This is a genomic window from Vibrio sp. DNB22_10_4 (assembly GCF_052879755.1).
Window position 1 is genome coordinate 1,695,508 of the sequence record NZ_JBNNXW010000001.1, and the last position, 17,407, is coordinate 1,712,914.

The window sequence follows — 17,407 nt, forward strand, 5'->3', positions numbered from 1 at the left end:
GAATACGGTTGAATGAGAACTCTCTTTAAGCAGAAAAAGGCATTCTCCTTGTGTTTGTGTTGGACGCTCATAACTGCCCCTGTTATGTCTGCAAACTTTGAAAGCCCAGACTCTGTAGAAAACACCATTGCGCAACAAAAAGCACAGCAATTGAGCTGGCGTAAAAAACTGGCAGAAAATGGATTTACTGTTGGAGCCGATTACTTTTCTCTCGGTTTGGTATCAAATGATGGGGCGGATGGGAATTCAGTTGATGCCGCCTCCGGCGTAGCAAGATTGTACGGCTCATGGACCCTACTCAATAAAGGTGCCGCCAACCATGGCAGTTTGATATGGAAAATCGAACATCGCCATGCATACGGAGACAGTACCCCCAAAAACTTCGCGTTTATTGATAATTTTTCTGGCAAAGATGGACTTGGCTATGCGGGTTTGATTGCACCAGCGTTTAGCGATCAAGGTTTTCGCGTTACTGACCTCAACTGGAAACAGAAAATTAGTGATGGTAGAGGCACTATCATCGTGGGCTGGCAAGATGTTACCAACTACGTAGATGTTTATGCGCTCGCCAGCCCTTGGTCCGGTTTTACCAATCTTGCTTTTTCAACGGGCTCTGGCGTGATGGGGTTACCCGATGACGGAATATTAGCGTTATCTGTAGGCCATATGGTCGGGGAAAACGTCTATGTCGTTGCTGGTATAGCCGATGCTAACGGCCGCTCTGATGATATTTTTGACGGTTTCAATACCGTATTCGCAAGCAATGCAGCTTACTTTTCAACACTGGAACTTGGTTGGACAGCATCGCAAGAAGCAATCTACACAGATAACTTCCACGTCACCCTGTGGGATTTTGGTGATGGTACAAGACACAACTTAAATTATCCGACACCAGGTTATACCGATGGTGGTAAAGGTATCAATGTCTCTTGGAGTCAGTTTTTAACACCTCAAATAATGCCTTTCGTACGAGGTGGGGTATCTGAAGGGCAAGTTGCGCTGTACGACAAATCGCTAAGTGCTGGTTTGGGTTACTTCGGCCTTGGGTCTCCCAAGAATAACTTAGGTTTTGCCTTGAATTGGTCAGAAATTAACGAAGAGATCTTAAAGCCTATCGCCAATTCAGATAAACAATGGACAACCGAGCTTTACTACAACATGCAATTTGGCGATCACTTTCAGCTCACCCCAGATATTCAATACATCAATGCCCCTGCGTTTTCTAGTGAAAGTAACGCTTGGGTATTTGGCGTTAGAGCGCGAGTGTTTATTTAGCTCTGTCTGTTCCTAAACATGCCCGTTGTAACTCCAAATGCATTAGAGACACATTAACGATAAGGATATGTAATGAAAAGAACTCTACTAGCTTCCTCGTTGGCACTGGTGGCGACAATTGCCTTTGCAGAAGACGAAGCTCAACAGCCACAAACGTTATTTCAAAACGTAGACATCTTTAATGGGACTGAAGACAAATTGTACGAAGACCACTTTGTGCTCGTCGAGGGTAATATCATTACCTCAATCTCTGCAAAGGAGATCAATGTTCGTAATGACGCAGTCATTATTGACGGCACTGGTAAAACCTTAACCCCTGGCTTTATCGAAAACCATGCCCACCTGATGTTAATGGGGCCAAGTTTGCCTACGATGGAGTCTAATACAACCTGGGAAGATTTTGCCATACACGGTACACGTATGGCAGAGATGTACTTAATGCAGGGCTTTACGACAGTTCGAGATGCTGGAGGCGCAAATGGAGGGTTAAGAAGGGCGATTGATGCAGGTCAGATCATTGGGCCTCGTTATTACCCATCTGGGGCATTTTTAAGTACTCGTGGCGGGCATGCAGACTTTGCTAACTATACTGCACCAGTAGGCGAAGAGACCAACTTCAGCCGTTTGAACATGGCTCAAGAAGTTGACAGTGTGGCGGAGGTGAAAAAGTACGCTCGAAATAACTTCCGTATGGGTGCAACACAGCTGAAATACATGCAATCTGGCGGTGTCGTGTCCGCCTTTGACCCATGGCAATTACTCGCAGGTTCACCTGAAGAAGTAGGGGCAGCAGTTGAGGTAGCGGACACCTACGGCAGTTATGTTATGGCGCACTCCTATCGAAAGGAAGCGATCCTAGGCGCGCTAAACGCAGGCGTTAAGTCAATCGAACATGGCTTTATGTTCGATTGCGAAATCTCAGAACTCATGAAAGAGAAAGGGGCTTACATTACAACTAACCTCACAGCATTCGACCCAAACCTTTTAGAAATCCCCGCAGTTAAGAATGTTGCGTCTAGTTTAGCGAAAGCGAAATCCGCTTCAGCTGCATTTAAAGACTATATACCCAATATGAAAAAATGCCCTGCTCCTCGTGGTTTCCAAACCGACTGTGTCGGATCCGTTGACGCTTGTAATATTCAAATCGCCTACGAGAAGAAACTGAATAATGATTTCTTTGGTTCTTACGAGTCTTTAAAGACGCTAACTTCCGTTGGTGGTGAAATCGCCGAGCTATCAGGGGATTTCATGAACCCTTATCCAGATGCAAAACTTGGGGTGATTGAGAAAGGCGCGTATGCGGATATTCTTCTTCTTGACGGAAACCCTTTTGAAGACTTTTCCGTTGTCGGTACGGGGGATCAATGGTTTGGTGCTGACAAGCGACCTGAATCTCCAGAGTCTATTCAACTAATTATGAAAGACGGTGTTATCTATAAAAATACGCTCTAATTAGACTCAGTCACCAGCTAATTATCGAGCTGGTGACTGACTATTGATCACCAACCTAGAAGTGACCCCTAGCCTTGAAAAGATTAATTGTTCTCTTAGTGTCTGTGACTTCATTCTCTGGCTTCTCTAGTGAACCGACCTCACTAGAATGGAAAGACCTAGCACCACCACAGACAAAAACTCAGATTGAACTTCCAGAGCTCACCTACCAACAACGCCTAGCATTACAAGAAGTCTTTACTCTGTCCCAATACGATGATCCAGAGGCTGCCGCTGATTTAGCTGCACTAAAAGAGAACTTAAAAGCGGATGGGCTTGATACCGATAAGTTGTTAAAACTGCGTGCAGAATACATCGAAAACCAACAAAAAATGGCAGAAACCGTTACTACTGAATTTGATGGTCAAAAGGTACGTCTTCCCGGCTTTCTTGTTCCTGTTGAGTTTTCTGCGCCATTGGTCGCTACAGAGTTTTTACTGGTACCTGTAGCGGGTGCCTGTATTCATATGCCTCCTCCTCCGGCAAACCAAATCGTACGTGTCTCCTACCCGGAGGGGTATGAAGTTGAGACTGTGCAGTATCCAGTTTGGGTTGAGGGTGTAATTTCGTCGAAGTTAGAAACTGACAATGTTTATCTTGTTGACGGTAATACAGATGTAGCTATGGGGTATACCATGAATGCGTCTTTGGTGAAGGATTACCACTAGATTAACCACAGAGGCGCTCATACCCCTGAAGCACGGCTTGAGCAGCGCTTTAAACAACAAAAGCCCAATATTATTAACCACTAGTGATAAGAAGTAATTGGGCTTTAAGTTGCATCCGAGTATTACCACATCAGATCGTCTGGCACCACATACTGTGCATATGGGTCATCTTCTTCGACGATCTCTTCTTTCACGTCATTTTCGATGACAGTCTCTTGATCACGCTCGGCGATCTTCTTGGCAACGACCGTTGGGATCACTGCGTAACCTTCATCCAAACGGGCGATAGACAGCTGACCTTTACTTAACTGGTCGCGCACGTCTTGAGTAACGTAAAGCGACTTAACCAAGGTACCATCTGTGAAGTTGTATTTAATGTCACCGTTACCATGTTCAATAGTGTTTAGGGTAACCAACTGCTTAACCTGAGCTTTGATTTCTTTGCTCAATTTTTCTTCGTCACGCTGCTTATTGAGCTCTTGGTCACGCTCTTTTTGTGCCGCTTTACTTTCTTCTACTGCAGCTTTTGCTTCGCGCGCTTGAACACGTGATTTTTTCGAACCTTTCTTGGCTTTTTTCAGTTTCTTCTCGTTGACCAGACCAGCTTTTAGCATCTGCTCTTGAAGGCTTAGTTTCGACATGGAATGCAATCCTAGTTTGTTTTCACAATTGTTGGCATGATCCCAAGAAAGCTCAGCAAGAGCAAGTGCAAACCGCGAGAATCTCCTCGATTTTGCGCCCACATACGCACTGTCCAATACTGGAGGGTGATGACTCATAGATCACGCTTCAGAATGTCGGCTTTGAGAATGAGTTAGGTTTGAGCTATGTTGGCAAACACTCCCCATCTCATTAATTTTACCGATTATGCTGCTCGACCTATCACAGATTGCTTTACTGTTTATTGCTGGTGTCTTCGGCGGTGTACTCAATTCAGTGGCCGGCGGTGGCAGCTTTATTACCTTTCCGACACTGCTGTTTATCGGTATCCCGCCAATTGTCGCTAACGCGACCAACACATTCGCCGCTTGTGCTGGTTATTTGAGTGGCACCTATGCATTTCGCCGAGAAGTGCTTAAAGACCGCGGCAATTTACTTAAGGTGGTGTTACTCAGTATCGCCGGAGGCATAAGTGGTAGCTACTTACTGATCATTGTGTCAGAGCAACAGTTTGTCAGCGCGATACCTTGGTTATTACTGTTCGCCACCTTGCTGTTCATTTTTGGCGATCGTATTAATGCTCGGCTGCAAATGGCGAGTAGCCATCGTAACCTTGGTGGGTTAGTCGCGTTTGGACTTGCGCTGTTTTTATTCCTTGTCGGTGTTTTTGGCGGCTTTTTCAACGCGGGACTTGGGGTTATTGGCCTAAGTTACCTTGCGGTTGCTGGCTACAAAGACATCAATTTGATGAACGGCTTGAAACTCCTTATCTCAACCTGCGCATCCGCAATTGCCATCGTGCTGTTTGTTTTTAATGGCCTTATCGATTGGTATTCTGGCATCGCTGTCATGCTTGGTACACTCACTGGCGGGTATGTCGCGGCGAACCTCTCAAGACAGCTACCACAAATCTATGTGCGACGCTTTGTCACGTTAAGCTCTATCGCCATTACCTGTTATTTCTTCTACGACACCTATCTATAATGCCAAGCTATTACCAAGACCTGCTTCATCAGGCTCTGACCAAGTGATAACAAAGCCATGACCTAACGGTCAAACAAGCATCAAGTGGATATGTTACTGATAGCACCTATCTTTATTTGTATCCATGACACATCGTTTAGAGGCTTTTATGTCATTTCGTATCGCGTTGATCGCTACGCTTGTTTCATGCTCGGTAACGGCGCAGCCTGATCCGTTCCCTACTGCACCCAACGACACTGGCAAATCTTTTATGGTCAGTGCCACCAACCCTTATGTGACCAGCACGGGCTACTCCATTCTCAAACAAGGCGGTAACGCGGTCGATGCGATGGTCGCTATGCAGTTAGTGATGTCAGTAGTAGAGCCTGATATGACGGGTATTGGCGGTGGCACCTTTGCTCTCTATTACGATAACAAAGCTAAATCCTTCACCGCTTACGATGGCCGTGATGAAGCGCCTTCCAGTGCCACTCCAGATATGTTTCTAGATAAAGATGGTAAGGCGATTAGCCGCGACGACATTTTGGGTCCTCGCTCCGTGGCAATTCCAGGTACGCTTAAGCTTCTTCAACACACTCACGAAAAGCACGGCAAACTGGATTGGAAACAGCTTATACAGCCAGCTATCAATTACGCTGAAAACGGCTATTCGATGAACAGCTACACCTATGACATCGTAGTGCGTGAACAAACCAGACTTATCCATGATCCAGAAATAAAAGCGCTCTACTGGGAAGGCGATACCATCCGCCCAACGGGCACTAACATGACCAACCCTAACATGGCGACAACACTTAAAGCCATTGCCGAGCAAGGTGCTGATTATCTGTACCAAGGAGACCTTGCAAAGCACATCGTCGATACGGTCAACGCTCGCCTCGAAAAAGACCAAGCGAAACTCTCTCTCACTGACTTTGCTAACTATCGCGTGAAGACGCGCGACATCGTTAAGTCAAGCTACCGTGGCAATGACATTATCTCGTTCGGCTATCCTGCTTCTGGTGGTGTATTGGTCTCCCAGTCTCTCGACATGCTTGAAAAATACGATATCGCTTCAATGCCAATCACCACAGCAGAACCTTGGCGACTGATGGTTGAAGCGATGCGCCTTGCCAAAGAAGACCGCATTGCCTACGCCGGCGACCCAAGCTATGTAGATACACCCGTTGAAGCATTGCTCGATAAAGACTATATCGATGATCGCTTTGACATGATTCCAGAACAAGGCGCAGGTGATAGTAAGAGCATTAAACCAGGATTACCCGAGGTAGCGACACCTGCTGCACACGAAGGCTTTGAAAGCCAAGATACTGGACACATTTCTATTGTCGATAGCGAAGGTAATGCCATCGCGATGACCAGTACCGTCGGCACGGGTATGGGCTCTGGCGTCATGGTAGATGGCGTACTGCTCAATGCTCAGATGGCCAACTTCTCGTCGATTCCAAGTCTAAAGGGTAAACCGGTACAAAACGCCATTGAAGCAGGCAAACGTCCTCGCTCTGCCATTACCCCGCTAATGGTGTTCGACAAAGACGATAACCTACGACTCGTCGTTGGCAGCCCTGGTAGCTCGCAAATTCCGGGTTATGTACTGAAAACCATTGTCGGTATTGTCGATTGGAACCTATCTGCTCAAGATGCGATTGACCTGCCGAACATCCAATACGGCACTAAAATTGACCGTACTAAGCCATACAACCCAACAGGTCTTTTGGTCGAAAAACGCACTTTCGCCGAATCTATGGTGCCTAGCTTTGCTGAAATGGGCTACAAGGTTCACGTTATCCCAGTGGTCAGTGGCCTCAATGCCATTGAAGTTAAAGATGGAATGCTGCATGGCGCAACGGATCGACGCAGGGCTTCTACCTCATTAGGGGATTAATCTCGGAAGGCTAAAAGCAGGTGCTTTTAGCCTTTTTTACAGGGTTAACGGCTAGGTTGTCAAAGACGCAAATAGGCTGCACAGATAAACTCATCACTATTCTGTGGTAAAGTGCACGCCGCTTCCCAACTAGCACAACAAAGGTTAAGACCAACACTATGCCGTTTTCTCAATTCTCTCTAAGCCAAAAATTGATGGCAGCGCTGCCCGATACATTTCGCTCAGCAACAGAAATTCAAACACTCGCGATTCCTGCGATTATGAATCAGCAGGATGTATTGGCTATCGCTAAGACAGGAAGCGGCAAAACATTGGCGTACGGCTTACCACTGTTAGAACAGCTTCTCGAAACATCATCAAAGGCGCTTATACTGGTGCCTACTCGCGAGCTTGCCTCTCAAGTCAATGACACGCTATCTCTGGCTGCTCAACATACAGAGCTGACATCAATCTGCATTTGCGGTGGGGTAGACAAAGAAAAGCAAAAAGCGGCTCTTGCCAATCAGCCAAGCGTAATTGTCGCAACGCCAGGTCGCCTGCTTGAACTGCTCGCTGAAAACGCGCTAACGGCCAGTAACATTAATAAGCTGGTTCTTGATGAAGCCGATCGCCTGTTAGAAATGGGATTTTGGACGGACGTTCAACGCATCATCGAGATGCTGCCAGCAAAGCGTCAAACACTGATGTTCTCTGCTACTTTCCCGAAGCTGCTTGAGAGCAAGACCAAAGAACTGCTTATCTCCCCAGCGCTCATTGAAGCGAAGAAAACGGAAGATGCAGAGCCAGCTATAGAAGAAACGCTCTATCTCGTTAATAAGGGAAGCAAAACCAAAGCGCTGATTGACCAAATCAGCCGTCATAACTGGCGTCAGGTTCTCGTATTTATTGGTGCCAAAGATAACGCTGATGCACTTTGTAAGAAGTTAAACAAAGCTGGGCTAAACACGGCGGCACTGCATGGCAACAAAGATCAGGCAGAGCGAGAGGCTACTCTTGAGCAGTTCAAGCAGCAACAAATCAACGTGCTGATCGCCACAGACTTACTTGCACGCGGTATCCATGTAGAGCAATTACCTGTAGTGATAAACTTTGAGTTACCTTCAAACGCAGAGACCTATGTACATAGAATCGGTCGCACTGCAAGGGCAGGACAAGAAGGTATCGCGGTCTCTTTAGTGTGTCACGGTGAGACAGAGTATTTGACCGCTATTAGAAAGGTGACTCAACGTGAACTAGCGCTACAAGAGTTGGATGGTTTTCCTGTTACCGACCAGCCTTCGTCTGGCGAAAGCAAGCGAGCTCCTAGAGATAAGCAAGCTAATCGCAGAACCAACAAAAAGAAGAGCATTAAACAGTTCCAGGGCAGAACTAAGCGCTCTTAAATGGGTTTGGAGCGAAGGTATGCCAGAGTTTAAGTTAACAACCTTCTGGACTTTGGCCTCTTGTTTTAACGCGAATATCAGCTCACCGTTAATTCGTCATCCTCACAAAAGTGAGGATCTCCTAAAGCGCTTAGCTAACTGCACAGTCACGTTAGTTACATTCATAGCGCGCTGACTGAGATTCCCTTTTCAAAGGGAATGACTTTTTTGGGGGAGCGTTGACGCTCGGCGTGGGGCAAGATGCCATATTTAGAGCTTATCGAGCAATACCAACTAATCCGCTTCACACCATTCTAGGATTTCATAACCGAGCCCTTTTGCATTCACTTTTTCAGGCTCAGTCATCGGCACCGAGTAGTCGCCAACTGGACAGGCTGAAACCGCAACCAACAGATCCATATCTGCGACAAATTCAACGTAGTCACCCGGATTACTTTGGCTTGGCATGCTATCACCGCTGCCATCCATTTGAATAAAGCTCGGCTGGAATACCATAAAGTTGTCATGGATGATATCTTGCTCACCCATACCATACTCAGACACGGCCTGAATACCATTGTCGTGACAACTGTTATGCCCTTTGACACCGCTTAACATTTCCCACTGCGCTTGGGTACAGTGACCACCTAAGGCAACGTGGTTATGAAAGTTTTTTTGTAGCGTTGGGTTACCAGAGTGTTCCACCAGCATTGTTGCCATAGGACGAACATTTGGCATACAAGACCACAATTGGCTGTATTGGGCTAAATACGCACCTTCATATAGGAACGTCGTATGCCCCATAAAGTGCTCAGTACGGTCATGCTGATTGAATACCCAAACATCACCAATTTGCGGGCCATCAGATTGAATAATTCGAAACACTTGGCCTTTACTGACTTTAAAGGCTTTGCCGCTATGGCGCTCAATATAACCCTTTGAGACAGAACGCAACTGGTCACGTTTTTCTGTCATTTCAAGATATTTTGAGGCTATGGGTGTTCCCATCAACATGCCGCTTTGCTTCGTGACTGTTTTAGACATCATTCTCTCCTACCAATCAATACGTTGACGATCTGTGAAGAAGCCAGCAGTGGGTCCTTCTTTTGTGAGTGTTGCTAACCAAACAGAAGTGTCCGCCCCTTCTCTAACAGTTTTAGGTCTCGCTTGTGAGTCACCATAATCAGGCAGATCATCGAGGTTCATGTCTGTCTCGACCCAGCCAGGGCAACAGCTATTTACTTTGCCCGAAAACGGCTCTAGTGCTTTAGCGAACAAGACGGTATTGGCGTTAACACCAATTTTGCTCATTTGATACGCAGAGCAGATATCGTCTTTCAACGGCGAATCCATATCACTTAACTGTGCAAGCTGTGCCACCTGTGTCGAGAGGTTCACAATGCGCGGTGATTCGGATTTCTTGAGTAATGGAATCAGTTTTTGTGTCAACAAAAACGGACCAATTTGGTTGATTTCTAGCACTTCACGAAGCATCTCTTCCTGAAGTTCAATAGGACCAATACCAAAATCTTTCAAAATAGCGGCGTTGTTGATGAGTGCATCTAAATGACCATAGGTCGCTTCAATGATCTGATATACAGATGAAAAAGTACTGCTATCAGCAAGGTTGAGTGCCACTGAGGTCACCTCATGACCTTGGTCTCGATACGTTTGCGCTTTTTCTGAGCAGTCTTGAATGTCAGCCATGACGACTGCGTATCCCTGCTCCATCAGTAGCTCACATGTTGCTAAGCCTATTCCTTGATACGCGCCTGTCACCATTGCAACTTTCATAATAATCCCCTGTGGTTATCTCGATTTCTATGGTTACTATAAGTCACTAAGATCGTTTATAGTTGTCCCTATGGCTCATCATTGCAATTCCATATCATGAATATCATTAGCGCAGTAGAACCATTAGTTACCCCTTATGATTACAATAAAGAGACGCTAAAAAACCTACGAAAGCTGTTTAGGCGTTACCACGTGGTCAACGCGGTATCTATTAAGGTAGAACAACTGCTGATCTCACAACAGCGTATCGATATTGTCACTCTAGTGGCACTGCAAAGGGAGTCCATCGAATCGTTGTTACATGCTGGACATTGCCATGCCGGTTTTGCATTGGGGCAGCTCTTCTCGGTGGAAAGTTTTGGTCGCTTCAATATCGCTCTACAAAGCGCTCCAGACTTAGCCAGCGCGGTGCGTTTGATCTCTCTTTATACTCCGCAGTTTGAAGCCATTCTTCAGGTAAAACTCTGTGAAGACTCCAGAAGGCTTTATATTGAGTTCGAAGATGAGCAATCCATCCTTGCGTGGCAGTATGAAGACGCCTTGATGGCTTGTTGGCAACTGCTTATACAATTAACACAAACTCAACTACATGCGACCAGAGTGTGTTTACAAGCACCGGAACAAGGCAACAGTCAACATCTGAATAAAGTGTTTGGCACCAATATTGAGTTTTGCGCCCCCTGCACTTACATCGAGCTATCGACTTCAGATTGGTCAAGACCCATGGGGGTATCTTCACCATTGATCACCGCGTTATTTGACTCTTGGTCCGATCAAGAAGGCAATGATGAAAACCGTTTTCTATCAGAGATATACCATTCAATTTACGATCAAATAGCACAGCGTAGCGCAGAAATAACCTTACCTGAACTTGCCTCGCAGCATCATTGTAGTGTCGCAACGATGAAGCGGCGTCTCGCTAAGTACGGTAAGAGTCTAACAACCATGAAAGATGAGGTGCATATGCTGGTCTGCTATCACTACGTGACAATGACAGCACTACCCTTAGCAACCGTTGCCGACTGGCTTGGTTTTAGTGACAGCGCGAATTTCTGCCGAGCTTGCAAGCGCTGGTTTGCTATGACGCCCAGTCATCTTAGGCGCTTGAATAAAGCGTAAAAGTTCGTATAGCCATTAGAAGCGTCACCGAACGTCAGCTTTCCTTAGCAGTTATGCATAATGAACTTACACTCAATAATCCCAAACCTTAAAAATAAATGACAGTTTACTGTTTTGCTCATCGTGATGATCCACATTAAAGTTAGCTACATCAACGGCACAGAGTTACAGCAACTCATTGAGCCAAGAACGTAATCTAGTAGCGAAGCACAAAGGAGCAGCGCAGTTTAATCAGGCAGGGAGCGCGATTTAATCGAGGTAATTTATTATGTCTGATATCAAAAAGATCGAAGCGCAAATCAACCAAAACGGCACATTCGAATACAACGAAGATGCTGACCCAGCAAAAACCTACGAGCGTATGGCTGCGCCTGATCTCAACTTTTATGATGCAGTGCGCGCTACCAAAGAAAACGGCACGCGTACCCACGTTTACGATGATTTACTAGAAGCACATACTGGCAACGCCTTTTTTGTCAAGGCAGGCCAGGTCATTCGTTTTGAGAATAACCCAAGCCGCCACAATGGTCGCACACAAATTATCGACGTACAGATGATTACTCCAGACCTGACACAGTGGGCGGATCACCTAAACACGACTGCCCTAGAAGGCCTGAACCTTCGCAAAAATAGTGGCGTCTGGTCACAACGTCACAAAATGGAGAAGATGGCAACGCTGGTGTATGACAACTTCCCTTACGAAAAGCTGGAAGAGGGATTCACACACATCTTTTACGCAGCACACTGCAACGCTGATTGGCTAACCATGCTTTACGGTGAAGAAGGCAACGTGAACTCATGCAATGAAAACTTCCTACATGGCTTCTTACGTGTCCCAGCGATTGCCGCTATCGAAGATGAACAAGAGCGCAGAGAAACGGCTATCTTCCATGCGAACCGTAATGATGTGAATATTTTCCAACCCAACCGTTTCACGCAAATGGATGGTGATATCACCCGCTGCGTACTCGCCCCGGCACCAGCCGTGGAAGACGGCACGGCCGTCGAGTTCTACGCAGAGAAAGATCAGTACTTCGTCGTGTCTAACTGCCCATATGCTGACCAACAGCTGCCATTCCCGGAGGCACGTCCAAACCCGGTTTATGTCTCGGTATTCGACACTGGTATCAAGCCAAACCACCCAGGCATGAACAACCAAGGCTGGGAGAAGCAAGTGTGGGATCGCATCATGACTAAGGATGTTTCTCCAAAGTAATCGGATCTCCTGGAAATCTGGCGTATCCAACTCCCCTCCCGGCCTACGCGCCGGGTTAAGGGATAGCTGAATTTCCTACAGCCAATCTCAATTTGCCAAGGTAGTCATAATGATCAAACTAAGATTCCCAATCCTAGCGGTAGCCACTCTGTGTGCCGCATTCATAACAAAACCTAGCTTAGCAATCGAAGACTGCTACAGCACACCACTTACTGACGCGATCGATGGCGCCCTTATGGGAGGCCTTGTTGGCTCTGTCGCTGGAGAGAGAAGTCGATGTTTAGAGATGGTTTGAAAGCAGAGCTTCGATTCAAAGCTCTGCCCTATAAAGCCTTACTTTCTAACTGGACGTTGCGGTATCTCATCTCCCGAAATAAAACCATCGTTGTTACGGTCGATGCGAGAAAAGTCATTTCTTAGCGGCCCCCGCACTTCAGACTTTGATAGTTTCCCATCGCCATTACTGTCCATATCTGCCATTGGATTGCGCCCTCGTCTGCCATCCTTTTTTTGACTATCAGCATTCGTGGCACTGCCAGAAAGCGTGTATTGCTTAGTTTCTCGCTCTAGTTTAGTTGGGTTTTGCACATACTGAGTATCTTGGTCGGTCACACAACGAACGAAGTTTTCATAACGAACCGCATCGCCTTGGGGTCCATGTCCTTGTGGATAGTCGACACCGTTGTATTGTTTCGGGTCACTACGCTGAGCGCCTGCGCCGTGCACATCAATCCATTCACCATTGATGTATCCTAAAGAACGCCCAAATGCGATATAAGCAGCATTATTAGTGTTCTTTAGGTTCGCGTGTGTTGTGCTACTCCAGTAGTTCGCGTAATCGACTTTTTGACCTTCGTTGATGATGGTGCTGGCTTCAAATACAGAATCAATAGCTGCACTACTGGTTGTATCCGGGGAGCGAGAATAGTCCACAATCGATTGTAATTCTTTGATATTTGGCATTCGCCAATCGCTTTTTCCTGCAAGCTCTAGATTTTCACAGTACTGTATTCCACTAAACCAATCCATCCCTTGCTGGCTGTCACCTTGCTGCCACGTCAGGCCAGTCGCTTTGTCTGTGACTGTCTTATCACGGTTATCAACTAGGTTATTGACGCCATAATCGTTGTTACCTCTTACCGTCAGAAGATAAAACGTTTTTTCACCCCCTCTTGGAGATGTCGCGCCATAACCCTTGATTCGTCCATCAATGAAGTTAACGCCAAAAATCGTTTCATCACCATTCATAGTCGTTGATACGTATTTGGTAGAGCTTAGGTATTGAGAGTCAATCAACCGCTCACCGGCGTCCATATCACCAGATTCGAAGCCAAATACAGAGTGGTCGATAAACGGCCTAATTGAGTAAGTGCCAGCACCATTGATGCCACTAGGGTCTTCACCATCAAACAACATTAAAGAATACAACTCTTTAATGGTTGGGACGCGCCAATCGTTGTGTCCACCGAGCTTTAAACTAGAAGCATACGCAATACCTTGATCGTAAGTGACTTTATCGTCGGCGGTAATTTTTCCATCACCATTGAGGTCCGTCGTTTGAGCCCACACTAACCCCGTGTTGTTATCTGTTACCGTGCCATCGCCATGAGCGGTATAGCTGGGAACATACCCTTGATATTGCGCATCTTGACCAAACGCTCGCTCACTTCGACAAGAACCCATTGTTAGAGAATCGCCTGAACATTCAGTTTGGTTTGTATCAACAATGGTATAGGTTAATTGGGCAAACGAGTGTGTACTGACACCCAATAGTGCAATTGCCGCCGACAATTTTACTAAACGAAACATGCAGCGGTTAAGTCTTAGAAACGTGTGAATTAATTTTGACTGGCTCATAGTGCCTCCTAATAAGCGAACGACTTAATCTTGAGGTCATTCTTTTCGACCGCACTACTATGAATCCGAAATGTGCAGAAAATATAGAGATAATAAAAACACCGATTCGCCCCCGCTCAAACGACACAATTTTCTGTCAACATCTGCATTTTCTTCATACTCCCTACACATTGTTTAATTAGCTTACTAATCAATCAGCTATCAATGATCTATCAATGATCTATCAAGGAATGATAAATGGACAGAGTATTGGTTTTTCTACTTTCCCTACTCGTTCTCACGATATTGCCTTCACTGGTTCTGAGCGCATTTGTTAAACACGCACTCGGGTTATCTTTTTAGTGAACAAAACGGTTTATCGATACAGAACCTAAACATAACGCTCTACAAGGAAACGAAATTGATATGAAAAACCCTTCGAAAATTGTATTCGGTGGCTCACTATTTTTTGGTGCTGGAATATTAGGTGTTCTGACGATAGAAACCGTCGTCCGAGTTTTTATAGTCTGCGCCCAATGGTTGAACTTTTTAGTCAATTAACGCGCATCCTATGTCCTCCTTTGCTTTCTCCTTATTTTCTACACATTCGTCTCACTTTCTCTGCTCAATCAGGCGACACAATGAACATTCACTTTTGATTTTTAGGGAAATTGACATGAAGAAATTTGCTCTCGCTCTAAGCGCTTTGCTGCTTGCTGGCGCATATCACCCCGCTCAAGCTCAGGAAGAACGCCGTAAGCCGCCTTCCTTTGAGGAAATGGATGCAAACGGTGATGGGCTACTGACAAAAGATGAGCTCAAAGGCCGTTTATTGGACGAGTTGGATCTGCTTGATAGTGATGGTGATGGCGCGTTATCGGAATCGGAACTACCCGAACCACCTAAACGTCGCAGCTGAGACGGTGACTTTCAAAACCGGCTCTAACTACAACGGCTCTAACTACAACATAGCGCCTAAAAAGCTATGTGTTCATTTGTTATATGGAAATAAGGTTTATACGTGTCCAAAGTTGTCCACTTCCCTTTGGTTTGCACTCTGCTTACCTACTCTTTTACCAGCGCCGCAGCGCTCTATCGTGTGGTAGAGGTAGACACCTCAATTGCTACTGAAGCTAACGAATACTATTCTACAGCCATCGCACCTTCCTCATCAGAATGGTGTTTTGAAGATAATTGTACTGACAGCCAATACAGTGCGCTTGGCTATAGCATGAATGGTATGGAGGGAATACCACTAGACCAAGAGGTCGCTTTTGGCGTTGATAACCACTTCTACTATCTCGATTATGATGATCTTTACGATTATTGTGACAGCGAGTTAGGCTACGCAACCTGTGAGGCATGGGCGAACAATCGGTGGTATGGGGATGCCAGTACAGACATTGGCGGTCTCGAAAACCATCAAGATGCGTTTTACAACGCAAGCTACACACCGCTCTACCACTCCTTTATGGAATACGACTCGCCACTGGACATCGACCCTGACATCCCTTCTGGCTATGAAGAGATGCTATTTGCAGTCGAAGGCACCATCGACATAAAAGCTCGTACTATCGACTCCGCAGGCCATATCATCGCTAATAGCAGTAGCGGCTATTTTGACTATGAAGGGTATTATGTACAGCCTTATGGCAGCCGCGGGCTTGTCTTTTCCGATGGAAAGACCACATCCCTAGAACCGCTTGCCAATTCAGCTCTGAGCTTTGCGGACTCCGAGGGTGAGCAGTTAATGGTTGAAGACATGGGTTCAACCATTGCCTTTGATAGCTTTACCTACCCCGCCAATGGTGTGGACAGTCAGACCTATGTTGTCGGCAGTGCCTCGGTCGCGACCTTCGATTACTCAGACACCTCAAAGTACTATAACTCACTAGATCTTAGTGGCTGTATAGAGCTTGAACATCCTATCCTATCCAGTGCTTGCCAGCACTTTGGGTTTGCGACACAAGCCTTTATCTGGTCGCTGGCCGACGATGGTAAAACTCGCTTTCCGGCCAGCTCTTGGGCCACAAGCTATGACAACTATAACTATGCATCAGCACAGGCCAGCATTCGAGCCGCAACCATTGTCGAACGCAGTGACAGTCATTATTTAGGTTTGCCTGTATTGGTTGGATTCAACTCCGATCTCGCTGATGACAATCTCATCATGCAAGCGGCGGTATACTTGCCAACCACCACCGATGACTTCTCTGTTGAAGAAAACGCCTGGACATCGGTATTTATTAGCAATGCCAAACTCGAGTACGACGATAGCTATTACTACAGCAACTCTGTCGCTACAGATATTAACTCCCAGCTGATTGTTATTGGCGAAACCAAGCGTTTGGGGAGTGTACCTGAGGGTGGTGCTGCAGCAAACCGGATGTTCATTGCTGACGCCGGACAATCCACACCATCAGCGACCTATTTCAGCGAACTGTCACAGTCGATTTTCTTTGTCGGTGCTGGAGGGCATGCCAATGCAATCAACCAACATAACGAAATCGTTGGTGAAGTGGATGCTGAAAATCATACCGAAATTGATGGGCCGCAACGTCGCCGTCGAGGCTACATCTTTCCTTACAATGGCATTGGAAGCGATGAATCGCGCATGACTCTATTCAACTCACGCGCATGGTGGCTAGATGATCTCACCAATGGAGGCAGTTACAGTGACTTAAACAATGCCTATCGTATTGTCACTGCATCAGACATCAACGATGCAGGAGTGATTTCAGCGACAGCCATCAAATGCGCTTCGGGTTATGACTCCACGGATCACTTCGCCACTTGTGGCAACGGAATAGAAGCCGAAACCGTTGTCGCCGTAAAACTCATCCCTATACAGGGAGCTACCAGCAGCGATATTCAGAGCCGATCGGAAAACACCGCTACCGTTACCCGAGAAGGCGGCAGTATGACTTTAATGGGCCTCTTTTTGTTACTGGCATTCAGGGTCGTGCGAGATTGGTGGCGTAACCTCATTGATGGTACACCGTCACTCACACTATAACGGCTCAACCAATTTACTGATATGTCACTTCGCCTAGATGAAGATCAAAAAAAGCCGAGCTTTCGCTCGGCTAGATATATCATCGCTTGGGAAGAGTGATGA

General features: G+C 46.2%; 15 protein-coding genes. 11 read left to right on the forward strand and 4 right to left on the reverse strand.

Annotated elements, in window-relative coordinates:
• Positions 1–84: 84 nt before the first annotated feature.
• The 3 genes from ACVA6Q_RS07285 to ACVA6Q_RS07295 all read left to right on the forward strand — a co-directional run bounded on the left by ACVA6Q_RS07285 (position 85) and on the right by ACVA6Q_RS07295 (position 3,434).
• A complete protein-coding gene (locus ACVA6Q_RS07285) occupies positions 85–1,275 on the forward strand; it encodes a carbohydrate porin (RefSeq protein ID WP_446647197.1) in 1,191 nt (396 codons plus the stop codon).
• A 72-nt stretch (positions 1,276–1,347) separates the two neighbouring features.
• Positions 1,348–2,727, forward strand: coding sequence for an amidohydrolase family protein (locus ACVA6Q_RS07290; protein WP_446647053.1), 1,380 nt, complete (start codon positions 1,348–1,350; stop codon positions 2,725–2,727).
• 74 nt (positions 2,728–2,801) lie between these two features.
• Positions 2,802–3,434, forward strand: coding sequence for a DUF3299 domain-containing protein (locus ACVA6Q_RS07295; RefSeq protein WP_446647054.1), 633 nt, complete (start codon positions 2,802–2,804; stop codon positions 3,432–3,434).
• Between the two features lie 122 nt (positions 3,435–3,556).
• On the opposite strand, the gene ACVA6Q_RS07300 is transcribed toward ACVA6Q_RS07295, so the two are convergent.
• Entirely contained in the window at positions 3,557–4,075 is a 519-nt protein-coding gene (locus ACVA6Q_RS07300) for a DUF2058 domain-containing protein (protein WP_446647055.1), read from the reverse strand.
• A 226-nt stretch (positions 4,076–4,301) separates the two neighbouring features.
• On the opposite strand from ACVA6Q_RS07300, the gene ACVA6Q_RS07305 reads away from it, so the two are divergent.
• The 3 genes from ACVA6Q_RS07305 (at position 4,302) to ACVA6Q_RS07315 (ending at position 8,345) form a co-directional block, all read left to right on the forward strand.
• Positions 4,302–5,078: a sulfite exporter TauE/SafE family protein gene (locus tag ACVA6Q_RS07305; protein WP_418642552.1), complete on the forward strand. Its 777-nt coding sequence runs from the start codon at positions 4,302–4,304 to the stop codon at positions 5,076–5,078.
• A 148-nt stretch (positions 5,079–5,226) separates the two neighbouring features.
• On the forward strand, positions 5,227–6,963 hold the full coding sequence (ggt, locus tag ACVA6Q_RS07310) for a gamma-glutamyltransferase (protein WP_446647056.1): 1,737 nt from the start codon (positions 5,227–5,229) through the stop codon (positions 6,961–6,963).
• A 158-nt stretch (positions 6,964–7,121) separates the two neighbouring features.
• On the forward strand, positions 7,122–8,345 hold the full coding sequence (locus ACVA6Q_RS07315; protein WP_446647057.1) for a DEAD/DEAH box helicase: 1,224 nt from the start codon (positions 7,122–7,124) through the stop codon (positions 8,343–8,345).
• A 273-nt stretch (positions 8,346–8,618) separates the two neighbouring features.
• On the opposite strand, the gene ACVA6Q_RS07320 is transcribed toward ACVA6Q_RS07315, so the two are convergent.
• Together ACVA6Q_RS07320 and ACVA6Q_RS07325 are read right to left on the reverse strand one after the other, a co-directional pair.
• Complete coding sequence (locus ACVA6Q_RS07320; protein ID WP_446647058.1) at positions 8,619–9,368, reverse strand: DUF1989 domain-containing protein; 750 nt, start codon at positions 9,366–9,368, stop codon at positions 8,619–8,621.
• A 9-nt stretch (positions 9,369–9,377) separates the two neighbouring features.
• On the reverse strand, positions 9,378–10,118 hold the full coding sequence (locus tag ACVA6Q_RS07325) for an SDR family NAD(P)-dependent oxidoreductase (protein ID WP_446647059.1): 741 nt from the start codon (positions 10,116–10,118) through the stop codon (positions 9,378–9,380).
• Between the two features lie 96 nt (positions 10,119–10,214).
• Between ACVA6Q_RS07325 and ACVA6Q_RS07330 the strand changes: the two genes are divergently transcribed.
• From ACVA6Q_RS07330 to ACVA6Q_RS07340, 3 genes are all read left to right on the forward strand, one after another.
• Entirely contained in the window at positions 10,215–11,237 is a 1,023-nt protein-coding gene (locus ACVA6Q_RS07330) for an AraC family transcriptional regulator ligand-binding domain-containing protein (RefSeq protein WP_446647060.1), read from the forward strand.
• A gap of 268 nt (positions 11,238–11,505) precedes the next feature.
• Positions 11,506–12,453 (forward strand): DUF1989 domain-containing protein, encoded by a 948-nt coding sequence (locus ACVA6Q_RS07335; RefSeq protein WP_446647061.1) that lies wholly within the window; start codon positions 11,506–11,508, stop codon positions 12,451–12,453.
• 109 nt (positions 12,454–12,562) lie between these two features.
• Complete coding sequence (locus ACVA6Q_RS07340; protein ID WP_446647062.1) at positions 12,563–12,748, forward strand: hypothetical protein; 186 nt, start codon at positions 12,563–12,565, stop codon at positions 12,746–12,748.
• A 38-nt stretch (positions 12,749–12,786) separates the two neighbouring features.
• Here the strand turns inward: ACVA6Q_RS07340 and ACVA6Q_RS07345 are convergent, their stop codons facing one another.
• Positions 12,787–14,310 carry an Lcl domain-containing protein gene (locus ACVA6Q_RS07345; RefSeq protein ID WP_446647063.1) on the reverse strand — a complete coding sequence of 508 codons (1,524 nt, stop codon included), beginning with the start codon at positions 14,308–14,310 and terminating at the stop codon, positions 12,787–12,789.
• Positions 14,311–14,965: 655 nt separating this feature from the next.
• On the opposite strand from ACVA6Q_RS07345, the gene ACVA6Q_RS07350 reads away from it, so the two are divergent.
• Positions 14,966–15,208, forward strand: a complete 243-nt coding sequence (locus ACVA6Q_RS07350) for an EF-hand domain-containing protein (protein WP_353498879.1) — start codon at positions 14,966–14,968, stop codon at positions 15,206–15,208.
• Between the two features lie 102 nt (positions 15,209–15,310).
• Positions 15,311–17,305, forward strand: coding sequence for a DUF3466 family protein (locus tag ACVA6Q_RS07355; protein ID WP_446647064.1), 1,995 nt, complete (start codon positions 15,311–15,313; stop codon positions 17,303–17,305).
• The last annotated feature ends 102 nt before the right edge of the window (positions 17,306–17,407 follow it).